The sequence below is a fragment of the Trichormus variabilis 0441 genome (genome assembly GCF_009856605.1).
Lineage (GTDB): Bacteria > Cyanobacteriota > Cyanobacteriia > Cyanobacteriales > Nostocaceae > Trichormus > Trichormus variabilis.
On sequence record NZ_CP047242.1, the window covers coordinates 6,213,651 to 6,227,798 of the forward strand.

Annotated in this window: 14 protein-coding genes; 9 read left to right on the top strand and 5 right to left on the bottom strand. The window is 40.2% G+C overall.

Annotated elements, in window-relative coordinates; all coding sequences use genetic code 11:
* Positions 1-197 precede the first annotated feature (197 nt).
* From gatB to GSQ19_RS25735, 8 genes are all read left to right on the top strand, one after another.
* Complete coding sequence (gene gatB, locus GSQ19_RS25700; protein ID WP_011320645.1) at positions 198-1,673, top strand: Asp-tRNA(Asn)/Glu-tRNA(Gln) amidotransferase subunit GatB; 1,476 nt, start codon at positions 198-200, stop codon at positions 1,671-1,673.
* 1,069 nt (positions 1,674-2,742) lie between these two features.
* Positions 2,743-3,495 carry a serine O-acetyltransferase gene (gene cysE / locus GSQ19_RS25705; protein ID WP_011320646.1) on the top strand — a complete coding sequence of 251 codons (753 nt, stop codon included), beginning with the start codon at positions 2,743-2,745 and terminating at the stop codon, positions 3,493-3,495.
* 2 nt (positions 3,496-3,497) lie between these two features.
* On the top strand, positions 3,498-3,737 hold the full coding sequence (locus GSQ19_RS25710; protein WP_010995577.1) for an Asr1405/Asl0597 family protein: 240 nt from the start codon (positions 3,498-3,500) through the stop codon (positions 3,735-3,737).
* Between the two features lie 196 nt (positions 3,738-3,933).
* Positions 3,934-4,137, top strand: a complete 204-nt coding sequence (locus GSQ19_RS25715) for a DUF2949 domain-containing protein (RefSeq protein ID WP_011320647.1) — start codon at positions 3,934-3,936, stop codon at positions 4,135-4,137.
* Positions 4,138-4,551: 414 nt separating this feature from the next.
* Positions 4,552-5,685: a homocitrate synthase gene (gene nifV / locus GSQ19_RS25720; protein WP_011320648.1), complete on the top strand. Its 1,134-nt coding sequence runs from the start codon at positions 4,552-4,554 to the stop codon at positions 5,683-5,685.
* Positions 5,672-5,959: a nitrogen fixation protein NifZ gene (locus GSQ19_RS25725; protein ID WP_011320649.1), complete on the top strand. Its 288-nt coding sequence runs from the start codon at positions 5,672-5,674 to the stop codon at positions 5,957-5,959. Before nifV ends, GSQ19_RS25725 begins: the two co-directional genes overlap by 14 nt.
* The gene (gene nifT, locus GSQ19_RS25730; RefSeq protein ID WP_011320650.1) at positions 5,934-6,137 is read left to right on the top strand and encodes a putative nitrogen fixation protein NifT; all 204 of its coding nucleotides are present in this window, start codon (positions 5,934-5,936) and stop codon (positions 6,135-6,137) included. The genes GSQ19_RS25725 and nifT overlap by 26 nt, the downstream gene beginning before the upstream one ends.
* Positions 6,138-6,246: 109 nt before the next feature.
* Entirely contained in the window at positions 6,247-6,813 is a 567-nt protein-coding gene (locus tag GSQ19_RS25735; RefSeq protein WP_011320651.1) for a (2Fe-2S) ferredoxin domain-containing protein, read from the top strand.
* Positions 6,814-6,851: 38 nt separating this feature from the next.
* Here GSQ19_RS25735 and GSQ19_RS25740 read toward each other — a convergent pair whose 3' ends face one another.
* The 3 genes from GSQ19_RS25740 to GSQ19_RS25750 all read right to left on the bottom strand — a co-directional run bounded on the left by GSQ19_RS25740 (position 6,852) and on the right by GSQ19_RS25750 (position 9,486).
* Positions 6,852-7,223, bottom strand: coding sequence for a hypothetical protein (locus GSQ19_RS25740; protein ID WP_011320652.1), 372 nt, complete (start codon positions 7,221-7,223; stop codon positions 6,852-6,854).
* A 241-nt stretch (positions 7,224-7,464) separates the two neighbouring features.
* Entirely contained in the window at positions 7,465-7,728 is a 264-nt protein-coding gene (locus GSQ19_RS25745) for a hypothetical protein (protein ID WP_011320653.1), read from the bottom strand.
* Positions 7,729-7,869: 141 nt separating this feature from the next.
* On the bottom strand, positions 7,870-9,486 hold the full coding sequence (locus tag GSQ19_RS25750; RefSeq protein WP_011320654.1) for a mechanosensitive ion channel family protein: 1,617 nt from the start codon (positions 9,484-9,486) through the stop codon (positions 7,870-7,872).
* A 399-nt stretch (positions 9,487-9,885) separates the two neighbouring features.
* Here GSQ19_RS25750 and ahcY point away from each other — a divergent pair, with 399 nt between their 5' ends.
* Positions 9,886-11,163 carry an adenosylhomocysteinase gene (gene ahcY / locus GSQ19_RS25755; protein WP_011320655.1) on the top strand — a complete coding sequence of 426 codons (1,278 nt, stop codon included), beginning with the start codon at positions 9,886-9,888 and terminating at the stop codon, positions 11,161-11,163.
* 94 nt (positions 11,164-11,257) lie between these two features.
* Here the strand turns inward: ahcY and GSQ19_RS25760 are convergent, their stop codons facing one another.
* Together GSQ19_RS25760 and GSQ19_RS29835 are read right to left on the bottom strand one after the other, a co-directional pair.
* A complete protein-coding gene (locus tag GSQ19_RS25760; RefSeq protein ID WP_011320656.1) occupies positions 11,258-13,420 on the bottom strand; it encodes a hypothetical protein in 2,163 nt (720 codons plus the stop codon).
* A gap of 296 nt (positions 13,421-13,716) precedes the next feature.
* A complete protein-coding gene (locus GSQ19_RS29835) occupies positions 13,717-13,962 on the bottom strand; it encodes a hypothetical protein (RefSeq protein WP_488169112.1) in 246 nt (81 codons plus the stop codon).
* Positions 13,963-14,148 lie beyond the last annotated feature (186 nt).

Here is a 14,148-nt window from a genome sequence, read left to right on the forward strand (position 1 = left end):
CATTATGGCAAACATTCAGAAAGCGATCGCTGATCAATCAATTCAAAATTCAACACAACTACCCCTTGTGGATGGGGCTTGAACCGAACCAGCATTTTTCTTTCCTTCTGCCCTCTGCCCTCAGCATAGCTGCCTTTCTTCGTCAAGGCAGGGCTAAAATAGTAATCTACGTGTAAATTGCTTGAACTATTGATTTTATGACTTCTGCTACGACTGTAAAAACTGAGTATGAAGCGATTATTGGTCTAGAAACCCATTGTCAGCTGAGTACTAATACCAAAATTTTCTCTAGTAGCTCAACAGCGTTTGGGGCTGACCCTAATACTAACATTGACCCGGTGTGTATGGGCTTACCTGGTGTTTTGCCTGTACTTAACGAAAAAGTCTTAGAATACGCTGTTAAGGCGGGTTTGGCGTTGAATTGCCAAATTGCTAAATATAGTAAATTTGACCGTAAACAGTACTTTTATCCTGATTTACCGAAAAATTACCAAATTTCTCAATATGACTTACCTATAGCTGAACATGGTTGGTTAGAAATTGAGTTATTAGATGCTGAGGGTAACCCGAAACGTAAACGAATTGGGATTACCCGTCTGCACATGGAAGAAGACGCAGGGAAACTGGTACACGCAGGGAGCGATCGCATCTCTGGTTCTACCTATTCTCTGGTAGACTACAATCGTGCGGGTGTGCCATTGGTAGAAATTGTCTCAGAACCAGATATCCGTACTGGGCAAGAAGCTGCCGAATATGCCCAAGAATTACGCCGGGTGATGCGTTATCTCGGTGTTAGTGATGGCAATATGCAGGAAGGTTCTCTGCGCTGTGATGTGAATATATCTGTGCGTCCTGTCGGACAAGAAAAGTTCGGCACGAAGGTAGAAATTAAAAACATGAACTCCTTCAGTGCCATTCAAAAAGCCATTGAACACGAAATTGAACGGCAAATAGAAGCGATAGAGTCAGGGGAAAAGATTATTCAAGAAACGCGGCTGTGGGAAGAAGGTTCACAACGCACAATTAGTATGCGGACTAAAGAAGGTTCTAGCGATTACCGCTACTTCCCCGAACCGGATTTAGCACCCATTGAGGTGTCGGAAGCACAACTGAGTCAATGGCGTGGCGAATTACCAGAACTACCAGCTCAAAAACGCCATCGTTACGAAAGTGAGTTGGGACTGTCGGCTTATGATACCCGCGTGCTGACAGAAGATGTCACTGTATCTCAATATTTTGAAGCAGCGATCGCATCTGGCGCAAATCCCAAAGCAGCCGCTAACTGGATTACCCAAGATATCGCCGCCTATCTCAACAAACAAAAACTCAGCATCGCAGAAATCGGCTTAACTCCCGCTAACTTAGCCGATGTGATTACCCGGATTGAAACTGGCAAAATTAGCAACGCCCAAGCTAAACAAAAATTACCAGAGTTACTCACAGGATTATCCCCTGAAAAAGCCTTTGCAGGTCAAGAACTCATCAGCGACCTCAGCGTTTTGGAACCCATCGTTGATGAAGTCATAGCCGCTAACCCCAAAGAATTGGAAAAGTACCGCAACGGTAACATCAATCTTAAGGGTTTCTTCGTCGGTCAAGTGCTGAAAAAGACCAACAAACGTGCTGACCCCAAACTAACAAACGAATTGGTAGAAAAGAAACTGAACGGCTAACACCAGTATTTTGTCAGTCATCTTTTCACAATAGTTTTACATAAAGTACAAGAAAGTGGGTGTCGATAATCACAATCAAGCGGTTATTATGAATGTATTATACGCACCCTAATAAACAGGAGAGTTACGCAAGTTGCTCTCCTTATTTCTTTTTAACGTGAGTCTCCAACGGAGGCGCACCTGCGGGAAGGGCGAAAGAAAACTTTCTGTTTTCTTAGGAGTTCGATAAGTTCGGAAGAACCTCTCTCCAAACCTCTCCCCGCGTCGGGGAGAGGCTTAAAACCCTGATTCTTTGGTACTCAGTTATAGGTTTTTAGCCCCTTCCCTTGTAGGGAAGGGGTTGGGGTTAGGTTCCGTCGAACTCACTCACGTCTTTTTAGATAGATACCCCAGGTTTAGATAAGCAGGGGAGGCAATGGGAGGAAAGAGAATTATTTTCAGAATTTTTCTCCTCCCCTGAACTGTATTGCTAGATACAGCTAAGTAATTTTTGTTTATTCTTTAACGCGCAGCAGTTTGCTACTTTTGAGAACAAACTTACTGTTTTCAGTACAAGTTTTAACATCGAAATTTTAGATCCCAGACTTCTTTAAGAAGTTGGGGATCTAGCTATGCTAAAAAGTATATATACATACAGACAAGAAAGACTAAAATAAAATGAAGAATTTGGTTTTTTCAGTGCCAAAATTATAAGATAGTTATAGTGACTGGGGATACAGAAAATTTATTTATAGTCCTGTCTACTGTATATTCCAGGGTACCTGAGTACAGCTTAATATATTGCAAAATATCTGGCTCAGATCGTATCAAAGTCTTACATATTAAGTTATTTGTAGCGAGTACAAAAATTCTGAACCCCTCGTCTAAAAATACTAGTACCCTGCACACAAAATACTAGTACCTATATCCCAAGAGAATTTTTAAGTTTATTTAAATTCCGGTTTGTAGCGGTTGAGTACAAGCTTAATTAATCCAATAAATCCAATCGGCATTTAATGTACTGTCTGCTTTGGAGCAATCTGATATAAGCAGAAAAATAGCACACGGCTCTTTTAACCAGATAGTACTGATGCAACAATCCTTAGACGGTATCGAGAATCCACCTGATTCGACACATACATCCTTGGTGAAAAATCTACTCTCTGGCGTTTTTCTAGAGCCATTGTTGAGTGATTTTCTGATTATTTTTGAACGCGACCCGGCGGCGCGTAATTGGCTGGAGGTAATATTCTGTTACCCCGGACTGCACGCGATTTGTTTGCACCGTTTTGCTCATTGGTTGCACCGTCGTGGGGTGGTTTTCTTCCCACGCTTAATTTCTCACTTGGCTAGGTTTCTCACAGGAATTGAGATTCACCCAGGTGCAGTGATTGGTAAAGGTGTGTTTATCGACCACGGGATGGGCGTTGTCATTGGTGAAACGGCGATTGTGGGAGATTATGCCCTAATTTATCAAGGGGTGACTCTGGGCGGTACTGGGAAGGAAAGTGGTAAGCGTCATCCCACGGTTGGGGATCATGTGGTTGTGGGTTCGGGGGCGAAGGTGTTGGGGAATATTCAAATTGGCGATCGCGTGCGGATTGGCGCTGGTTCGGTTGTGTTGCGTGATGTTCCTCATGATTGCACAGTTGTGGGCATTCCTGGGCGGATTATCACCCACAAGCCCAAGACTGATCTCTCTCCCCTGGAACATGGGAAGTTACCTGATGTGGAAGCAGATGTGATTCGTTCTTTGCTATCGCGCATCGAACAATTGGAGCAAAAACTGCAAACCCTGACAAATCAGCCGAAGGAACCAGAACTGTTGACGAAAGATAAGTAATTATGTTACCACCTTGTAGTTCTCAAGTGTTGCAGATACCGTTGTGCGATCGCTGGCAGATTTATCACCGATTGCAAGAGTTGATGATCCCCTGTTCCTGTCATGCCGATGGTTCGTTACGGGTGCAAATAAATAGTTGGCTGACTGCAATTTTAGTCCGCAGTACTGTGATGCAATTTCTAGCTCCTCGTCAAGAATTAATAGACTGGCTAGAGCGTTGCTGGCATTGCAACCATGATTAGCAAAAGTCATATATTTTTTCATCTATTCTCGAATATTTAATCAATCGAGTCTCAGGACTAAATTATGATGCAACGATGATTTTCATGAATATACATCAATTAATTGTCCTGAAACCATTGATTATAAAAAAATGCAGTTCACCAAAAACTACAGCTTCATGATTTCCATAATTTCCTTCATTAGCTATTTGAATATATGATGCTCACCACTGACAGTAAAGATATAGAATTACTCAATTTTTTATATAATGAACTTGAGCTTTCTGAGAAAGATATGGCTTTGGCGTTGAAACACCGGGAGTTTGATAATGGGCCTCTACCCATGCTCCTCTGGCAATATGGGCTAGTCAACTTAGAGCAGCTAGAGCAAATTTTAGATTGGTTATATAACGAAATTTAGATATATTTTCTTCTAGAAAGTAATATAGTTATCAACTTTAAATGATATTTAATAGTATTTATCTATAAATATAAAGTGCCGAAAATATTTTCCATACTTTAGGAAATATTTTAGGTTATTTTGCATATTTGCTAACATCCATGAAACTTGATTATTGATTATGAAGATTCGCGTATTTTTTCCAAAATTATTCTTAAATGATACATAAATTTAGTTCTCTGTCATACAGATATATTGTTATTGTTTAGCTAATATTTAGAAATCATGAAGATGAATTATTAAAGACGAGAGTTCATAGCATTTGCCATTCTTCCTGCAAGGTGAAAAACAGGGATTTATCACTACTAGTGATTACAGAAAGAAACTCTCAACCTAAAAAGAATATTAAGAAAATTCCTAAGAGGGACGCTTGAGATGAATAAAGTTCTCATTAATGACACTACATTACGTGATGGCGAACAAGCCGCAGGTGTTGTTTTTACCTTAGAAGAGAAAGTGGCGATCGCTAAATTTCTCGATACCATCGGCGTACCCGAATTAGAAGTGGGGATTCCGGCGATGGGTGAGGAAGAAATGCGGGCGATCTGCGCCATTTCTAACTTAGGTTTAAAAGCTAACCTCCTGGCGTGGAACCGCGCCGTAATTTCAGATATCAAAGCTTCTGTTGCTTGCGGGATGGAGCGAGTGCATATTGCGATCCCTGTTTCCGGGATTCAAATCGCCGCAAAATTCCACGGACAATGGCGGGTAAGTCTGCAAAGACTCAAAGATTGTATCAGCTTCGCAGTTGATCAAGGTCTTTGGGTAGCAGTCGGGGGGGAAGATTCCTCTAGAGCTGATGAAAACTTCCTCTTGGATGTAGCACTATACGCTCAAGAATGGGGTGCATCTCGATTCCGCTTCTGTGACACAGTAGGAGTCCTCGATCCTTTCACCACCTACGGAAAAGTTAAGCTACTCGTCTCAGCTTTAACAATTCCTGTAGAAGTCCATACTCACAATGATTTTGGTATGGCGACAGCTAACGCCCTAGCAGGAATTAAAGCTGGAGCCGCATCTGTCAATACTACCGTGATTGGCTTGGGTGAAAGAGCAGGTAACGCCGCCTTAGAAGAAGTCGTTATGGCTATCAAACGCATCTATGGCGTAGATATGGGGATTGACACACCCCGTTTGTTGGAATTGTCCCAACTGGTAGCAGCCGCCTCTGGTGCTAACGTACCACCTTGGAAGGCGATCGTTGGTGAAAATACCTTTGCTCACGAATCAGGTATTCATGCACATGGTGTACTGCAAAATCCTGATACCTATGAACCATTCGCACCTGAAGAAGTCGGTTGGGAACGCCGCTTAGTTGTAGGTAAGCATTCTGGCAGACATTCAGTCTCCAACTTGCTAGAACAGCACGGGATATTTTTGAACCCAGAAGAAACCCAGTCTGTTTTAGATGCAGTGCGCCAACAGTCAGTTAAGAAAAAACGCAGTTTGACTACAGAAGAACTGTTGAACTTGGTCAAAGAACAGAGGTATTCTCATGCAGCGCGATGAAAACGAGTTAGAGTCAGAACCCGTTTATGAGATTGGCGAAAAAGTCAGACTTCGTAAACAAATTAAAAATGATGGCACATTTCCAGGCAGAGACCTTGGGGAAATCTTAGCGAAAAAAGGAGAAATTGGTTACGTATCTAGTATAGGTACTTTCTTACAACGTTCCTATATTTATGCCGTGCATTTCTTGGAAAAAGGAATCATTGTTGGTTGTCGAGAAAAAGAACTAGAATCTGCCGAGGAAAACCATGAAAGTGATGTTACGAGTGGATGATGCCGGTAACTTAACGGTCTACGTTCCTAAAAAAGATTTGGAAGAAATAGTAGTCAAACAAACAGATGGTGCTGGAGGTAAAATTCTGACTCTAGCTAATGGTTGGGAATTAGAATTTCGGGAAATACCAGATGTAGCTAATTTACCCAAAACCTTGGAAGCTAAAAAACTGGAATAAATAATTCGTGATTTTTTCAGCCACATGAAAATCTAGATTCCCGACTTTTCCAAGAAATCGGGAATCTATAACTCAACCATGCTCGTAATTTTATTGTGAGTAACTAATAATGGGTGACAAATTTCTGACGTTATCAGAGTTTAATCTTGAGGGTAATTTTTTGGGCTTTGCTGGTAAGAAGCCGAGAAAAGTTAAATATTTAAGTTTGGCAGTTCCCTCCGGTGATGTGTTAGTTAAACTACCGAAAAAATTACGTGGTTGTTTGAGTTCATCTTTAGAAATAGGTGAACCAATTAATATTTATGGAACCTGTAAGTTAAACAGATATACAGGCACAATTAAACTGAAAGCTTATCAAGTAATACCATTTACTTCTAACCCAGATCAATGTTTACCATCACCACCACCAGCTAAAATTATGGTGTGCCAAAAATCTGGTTGTGTTAAACGCGGTGGTGAAGGGTTATTGTCGGAATTAGAAAAAACTTTGTGCGATCGCGGTTTACTCGACAAGGTGACAATAGAACACACTGGTTGTCAAAAACGCTGTAGCAGCGCCCCTAACTGTGTTCTGATGTTGGGTAAGAAAAAATACAAGAAAATCCATCCAGAGGCGATCGCTTCTCTGCTAGAAAATTATTTAACTGCTGATCACCCCTGTCACACAGAGGATTAGTAGTCTACAACTGTTGACTACTGACCATTGACCATTGACTACAAACCCACCAATTCTCGTGATTCAAAATCTGTGAGTTGTTGGGCAATTTTCAGTCTGGCTTCTAGTTTAGCTACACTGAATTGGTTACGCAGATATTCTAAATGGGCGATCGCATTGGCTTTCTCTCCAGTTAGCTGGATGAGTGTGTCCATCGCCTTTTGATATTCCTGATTCACCAGTAGCACTTCAAAACGACGCGCCCGGCGTTGAGCATCATTTTTTAAGTCCATCTCAAAGGCGGCGACTCGATCTGCGTTACCTTCAAAGCGGTTAATTTGTTGCTGTACAGCCATCAACTGTGAGTCTACTTCATTCACTCGTTGGGCTGCTTGAGCGATCGCCGATGGATAATGATTTAATGGCATCATCGAAACAATCTTCCTCAAAAAATACTTTTCCCTAGATACCCGACTTCTTAAAGAAGTCGGGTATCTGTGTACGTCAAGCTAACTTTGCAAGGTTAATTAGAAACAAAAAAATCTCCTTCTCCCCCGAAGTTCGCCCGGAGGGAAACCCTCCTTGCGACTTCTCCCCATGCTCCCCATGCTTCCCCTGCTCCCCCTGCTCCCTCTGCTTACCTTAGCCTAGCAATTTTGGGTTGGTGAACTACTAAGCCGCCTCTCTCATGGGTGTTGAAATAGTTACCTCTGGAAACGGTAGCGAGAGTTGTTCAGCTTGAGGTACAGCAGCTTCTTCTAAAACCTGAATTTCAATATTTACACTCACCAAATAACTACCTGTATCAGCACCAACTGCTTCGGCGATTAACTTGGCAAATTCTGGACGTTTCGCAGTCAGTGGATCACGTAAAATGCAACGATCCCATTCGTGCTTGGCAGTTGGATTTAAGTTAAGAATGTAGTGCTTGATCATATTACACTGCACTAGGCTTTTTGGACGCTACATATCTATTATAGTACGGAAGTACTATAATGACAAGTTTCAGGATTGGGGATTGGGGACTGGGGACTGGGGACTGGGGATTGGGGATTGGGGATTGGGGACTGGGGACTATTAGCTAGCCTTACCGTTCTCCTGAGGAGGCGGTAGCTGATTTTCGTTCACCCAGATGGCTTGTTGAGGTACGGGAATAAAAATGCCGGCTTTGTCGAAGGCGATTTTCAGACGGCGGCGGTATTCTCTGGCTACATCCCATTGTTTGAGGGGTTGTGTTTTAATCCAGACGCGAATAATTAAACCGCGATCGCCAAAGTTATCGATTCCCAATACTTGCGGTGTTTCGATAATTTGTCTTTGCCAAAGGGGGTCTTGATCCATTTTTAAAGCTACATCCCTAATCAACTTTAAAGCTTGGTCAATATCAGCCTGATAATCTACAGGAATGGTTAAATCGGCTCTTGACCAGCGACTAGAGAGATTGGCGACGATTTTAATTTCACTGTTGGGAATTGTAATTAAGCGTCCTTCGGAGTCGCGTACCTGAGTCATTCGCAAATTGAGATTTTCGACTAAGCCGCCAACATTGCCGACATTAATCACGTCACCCAAAGCGTACTGGTCTTCTAGGATAATCAAAAAGCCATTAATCGCATCCTTAATTAAGTTCTGGGAAGCCAAGGACACGGCCACACCGACTAAACTTGCACCAGCTAGCAAAGGAACGATATCTATACCCAAGGCTACCAGCGCCAGCAAAATCCCGACTCCTATACAGACGATAGTGGCAATACTTTTGGTCACACCGGAAAATGTAGAAACACGCAGTTGCATCCGTTCTGAGGCTTCAGGCGTTAGTAAAGCACCACTGCTGATGAGAGTGGTAGTAAAGCGGTCAATTAACGCATAGGTCAAACGAATCGCTACATAAGTTCCCACGCCGACCACAGCTAATCGTAAAGGAATTTGGGCTGCGGTGAAAATAGCTACTTGAAAGGTGCGGGTGTAGGGAAATAAACCCAAGATGATCAAATTTCCACTTCCCCAAATTCCCACCTGGGTGAATTGAAACAACCGTCTTTTGACTTCTTGCAGATGTTGATGCTGCTGTTGATTTAATTGAGTTGTAATCTGTTTGGCAACTGGTGGTGAGGAAACATTAGATTTTACACCATGCCTCAAGGCGCGACGTTGCCAGTGTGTTGTACCCCAACTGGCGATCATCATAGCCAAGGCGATCGCTCCCGCAATTTTCGCCTGGTCGATAATAAATTGAGTTTGCCGTTCTCGTCTGGCTCGTTGTAAGTCTTGCTTTAACGACTCTTTAATACTTTCCGCTAATGTGAACGCATCTCCTTCTCCCAAGCTAGCATCCTGGGAAGTAATGGTCATTAAGTAGCGATTATTGACGTAAATTACTGGTAATCCGTTGAGTGTGCGGACTTGGATATCTGCTTCTGTGGCAGACGAACGCACATAATTTTGAGTGATTTCTTGCAAATTCTGCTCAATATTTTCTCTACGTTCTGCAAGATTGGTTTTGGTTGCTGCTATCTGAAATAAACGGCGACCATCCAAATACACCCAGTCCGATACAACTCTACTATCTGATTCGTTGCTGATACTACTTGGTAATTGTAGTTGTGGTAAAAACGGTATCTGGGCTGTAGCTTTTGGCATAGAGACAACGGTGATAGCCATTGACCCAGCGATCGCCAAAATGTGAAATAGCACTCCAACACCTCCTTATAATTCGTAATTTTGACAGTTTCCTTAGCTATCCTCCACAATGAGTATCAGTAATTGTACCTATCTAAAGTTGAGTTTCTGCTTTTCAGTGTTGTAAAAATGTGAGATTTTTTGTTATTTCTCTATCTTTAGATAGATGACAAATGAGTTCATCTACTCAATGGGATAGTTAAACAAAGCATTGATAATACTTTTAGCAAAAATAAAGGTAAAAGGAAAAAGCTGGACATAACGTTGACATTAAGCATGGTAAACGTCAAGCTAGTCCAGAGAACCATTGACTAGGTTTTTGGTAATTACCCCCAAAAATTATTAGTCGTGGAATAATTGAATAAAGTGCGTAAAGTATCTACGTAGCTTTTTTTACTTTTTGAGGAACTTTTGATGACCGCAACTTCTCCCCGATTAAAGCACGAGGTTAAAGACCTCGCCCTCGCTCCCTTGGGAAGACAGCGTATTGAATGGGCTGGACGGGAAATGCCGGTATTGCGGCAAATCCGCGATCGCTTTGCCCAAGAAAAACCCTTTGCTGGACTTCGCCTTGTGGCTTGCGCCCACATCACCACAGAAACAGCACATTTGGCGATCGCCTTAAAAGCTGGTGGTGCAGACGCTGTATTGATTGCTAGTAACCCCCTATCAACTCAAGATGACGTAGCTGCTAGCCTCGTCTTAGATCACGAAATCCCCGTATTTGCTCAAAAAGGCGAAGATAACGCCACCTACAATCGCCACGTCCAAATAGCTTTAGATCATCGCCCCAATATCATCATTGATGATGGTAGTGATGTAGTGGCAACTTTGGTACAAGAACGCCAACATCAAATCAGCGATTTGATTGGTACCACTGAAGAAACCACCACAGGTATTGTCCGTTTACGCGCCATGTTCAAAGATGGCGTTCTTACCTTCCCCGCCGTCAATGTTAACGACGCAGACACCAAGCACTTCTTTGATAACCGCTATGGTACTGGTCAATCTACCCTAGACGGGATTATCCGCGCTACAAATATTTTGTTAGCTGGTAAGAACGTCGTCGTTGTCGGTTACGGCTGGTGTGGTAAAGGTACAGCCCTGCGCGCCCGTGGTATGGGTGCAAACGTCATCGTTACCGAAATCGACCCCATCAAAGCAATTGAAGCCGTGATGGATGGTTTCCGCGTCCTGCCAATGGCGGAAGCTGCACCCCAAGGTGATATCTTTATCACTGTGACTGGTAACAAGCACGTCGTTCGGGGTGAACACTTTGATGTCATGAAAGACGGTGCGATCGTTTGTAACTCTGGTCACTTTGATTTGGAACTTGATTTAAAATACTTGGCTGCTAACGCCAAAGAAATCAAGGAAGTCCGTCCTTTCACCGAAGAATATAAATTGACAAACGGTAAATCCGTCGTCGTTCTCGGACAAGGACGTTTGATTAATCTAGCTGCGGCTGAAGGACACCCAAGCGCAGTTATGGATATGAGTTTTGCTAACCAAGCTTTAGCTTGTGAATACCTAGTGAAGAATAAGGGTAAGTTAGCTCCTGGTTTACACTCTATTCCTGTTGAGGTTGATCAAGAAATTGCTCGCTTGAAGTTGCAAGCAATGGGTATTTACATCGATACTTTGACTCCTGAGCAAATTGAGTACATCAACTCTTGGACTAGTGGAACTTGATGTTAGTTAATTAAGTTACTTATGTTTTGGGGATAAGCCCGAAAGCTTATCCCTTTTTTGTTTCTCGCGCAGAGATGCAAAGATGGTAATAAATTTATTCTGATTCTTCTTCAATTAAATCTTCGTTAGTTAAACCACCTTCACTAACTTTTATAAGGTTTGCTGAGACTTCAGTTGTTTTTGAATCTAAATTGTTTTCTTTTCTCATCTTTTCAACAAAAGTAGAAATTAGAGCCTCTAACTGAGTATCATCATTTAATAAAGTATTATCAATAGATTCTGGTGTTATAAACTCGACCCTAACTTTGACTATATCCTGCTCAATTTTGACTATATCCTGCTCATATATTCTCTGAATACGATTCTTAATAAGCTTTTCTAAATGGTCTTTATCTTGAGTAGATAAATTGATTAAAGGCAGAATTAGTATTAATTTGTTTTTAACATTATCATTTAATATCAAGTCTTTTAGACGAATTGTAGGTATCAGCAAAGCATTCTGTCTTGATATTTGCGATTTGGATTTGATCCAGATTGGATAAATTATAAGCTCATCTTGAGAAAGTCCTTTAGACTCAAATATTTTCTTGATGAATTTTAATAAATCGGAACTCAAATAATAAGATTCTATTAAATTAAATAGCATAAAAGCATAGCCTTTGCTCTCATCTAACTGGTTTAATTCCGATGTTGTACGATAAATAATACTGCTTGGTTTTAGAGTAGACAAAAAATCGATTTTGAGAAAATATTCATCTATTAATTGATCTAAATAGTAGGCATTAACAGGAATTCTTCTGGAAAAGCTCATGCTTCTTTCAAAAGCATCATCTACAACTTCAAACCAGAATAATCCGTTTTTGTTCAAATTCATAAAGCATACTAACCTCTCTATTCCAGGTATAGTCTTCCAAACCACAACAGATTCGGAGTTTAGATTGACATTTTCAGTCCTTCCATCAGACTGGATAAGATTATAACCATGCTCTCTATGAAGTTTTCTAACTATATCTACTATATTGAATTCCTGAGCTTGTATTGCGCCACCAAAAGAAGAGATTAAATTTGGTTTTGTGAGACTATCTGCAACGTCTAATAAACGGTGATCAAAATTAGTGGGTATATATTTTATACAATTTCCTAAAATATCAGGTTTTTGTTCTATAAAATTTCTAATTGTGCTAACAAAACGCGCAGTCAGCAATATCCAATCAACTATATCTTTTAATTGAAATTTAACTTCAAATGAAGAGTCATAATCACCAGAAAGCCGCAAAATTTGACTAAACATCAGAAAATCAGTAAATATTAAAATATTTTTATAGAATTCTGTTTTCTCTAGAGTTGATTCAGGTTTGATAATTAAATCATTGTTCATTTGAATAATCGTTTGATGAATTTGTTTAAAGTCCTTTTCTATCACGTCATTTTTTCCGCCAATTCCAAGAGAACTCATCTCTAAGGTCTTAATTTTCTTATATATTTGTTTTACTAAGTCACAAATATGTTTATGTTGGGGGGTAGATTTCTCTTCTTCACTATTTAATTTTGTGACTTCTCGTAGCATCAAGGATAACCATATAAATGGGCTACGATGAGGCTCTTTATCTCGTGCATTTGATGATGCTTTTAGATCGGTACTAGTTAAAATATCTTCTACATCTTTTTCCCAGAGGATATCAAGATTTTTTGTGTTTACTAAAGGTTTAGCAATCGCTGGAGAACAATGACCTAATCTACTCTCCTCTTCTGCTGTTTCACGTGATAGTTCAGATGGAATCCTACTTTCATCTAGATTTTCTTGAAATAAATAGTGTTCTTGTAGAGCAGCAATCGAGTTATGTAGGGCGTAATATGAATCACTTACGCACGCTCTTCTTTGATTTTGCATCAAATTGATAAGAGCAGAAGAAGAATTTTGTTCTGCTGCATTTATCAAAATACTTACCCTGCTTACAAGTAAAGAATATAAATTAGTCTTTATTTGTTCTATTTCTTGATCTTGTATATTATCTGAAAATGCAACTTCAACTGAACTGACTTGGCAGTGTAAGTATCCCCGATTTAGTTTTACAAAAAATGCTCTTGATGATCTACTAGAAAATGAAAATTTAGATGACGAATCTTTAAAACCAATTTTTTCAAGTATTTCTACAACTTTTGGTACAGAAAATTTCCATTCTATATTCTTGTCAATAACAAGCTTAACTGGATATATCAGATCATTACGATCAATATAAATAATATCTCTTGGCATATTTAAAACCTAGATACTAATTAAATAATTTGTGCATTTTGTGTAAACCTTATCTATTCTCATATCAATCATCTTCAAACGTCAATAATCAAACTCAGTAAATTTAATTTGCATCTGCACAGACAAAATTAGCCTACGCTGGGTTAAGAATATTGTTTTTAGTCCACTTATATAGACTAAACTTCGGTTGGGGAAGGTTGTGCAAAAAAAACTCATAGCTGCCAAAAGAAGTGAAGAGTAAATAGCAGTTACGTAGAGATTGAATATCTCTACTGGGAAACCCCTCAGGTTGAATCCTATTTTTCAGATATATGAATTTTTAGATTAATAGTTTCTTGCAAACTGCCTAAGTAAGTTAGCAACCCATAGATAAAAGTTACAATTCCTGTCATTTCCAGCAATTCCTCAATCACTATGCCAATTATGGTTATTGTCCCAAGCCGACCAAAATATTCTCTTAAAAGCCCTCCTACCATTTCCATACCCAAGGTTCCGCTTATATAAAAAGTTGCGGCAAGGAGAAATAAATATTGGGCTGAAATTGAATGCTTCTCGTAGTGATGGGATAATTAATATTTCGTGGAAGCTAAATGCTTCATCTAGACTGAGAAAGAGAAATCAATTGTCAAATCGACATCATGGGAAGATAGCTGTGACATATAAATCTTTTAGCGATATTCTGAAAATTGACTAAAAATTTACACCAGAATAATTTTATTAAATGAGGA

What these genes read in the sequence shown, in the direction of transcription:
- cysE (WP_011320646.1), top strand. Translation starts at nt 2,743, where the DNA reads ATGCAACAATCCTTAGACGGTATCGAGAATCCACCTGATTCGACACAT.
- nifT (WP_011320650.1), top strand. Translation starts at nt 5,934, where the DNA reads ATGAAAGTGATGTTACGAGTGGATGATGCCGGTAACTTAACGGTCTAC.
- GSQ19_RS25725 (WP_011320649.1), top strand. Translation starts at nt 5,672, where the DNA reads ATGCAGCGCGATGAAAACGAGTTAGAGTCAGAACCCGTTTATGAGATT.
- GSQ19_RS25760 (WP_011320656.1), bottom strand. Translation starts at nt 13,420, where the DNA reads ATGCCAAGAGATATTATTTATATTGATCGTAATGATCTGATATATCCA.
- GSQ19_RS25745 (WP_011320653.1), bottom strand. Translation starts at nt 7,728, where the DNA reads ATGATCAAGCACTACATTCTTAACTTAAATCCAACTGCCAAGCACGAA.
- nifV (WP_011320648.1), top strand. Translation starts at nt 4,552, where the DNA reads ATGAATAAAGTTCTCATTAATGACACTACATTACGTGATGGCGAACAA.
- gatB (WP_011320645.1), top strand. Translation starts at nt 198, where the DNA reads ATGACTTCTGCTACGACTGTAAAAACTGAGTATGAAGCGATTATTGGT.
- GSQ19_RS25715 (WP_011320647.1), top strand. Translation starts at nt 3,934, where the DNA reads ATGATGCTCACCACTGACAGTAAAGATATAGAATTACTCAATTTTTTA.
- ahcY (WP_011320655.1), top strand. Translation starts at nt 9,886, where the DNA reads ATGACCGCAACTTCTCCCCGATTAAAGCACGAGGTTAAAGACCTCGCC.
- GSQ19_RS25740 (WP_011320652.1), bottom strand. Translation starts at nt 7,223, where the DNA reads ATGATGCCATTAAATCATTATCCATCGGCGATCGCTCAAGCAGCCCAA.
- GSQ19_RS25735 (WP_011320651.1), top strand. Translation starts at nt 6,247, where the DNA reads ATGGGTGACAAATTTCTGACGTTATCAGAGTTTAATCTTGAGGGTAAT.
- GSQ19_RS25710 (WP_010995577.1), top strand. Translation starts at nt 3,498, where the DNA reads ATGTTACCACCTTGTAGTTCTCAAGTGTTGCAGATACCGTTGTGCGAT.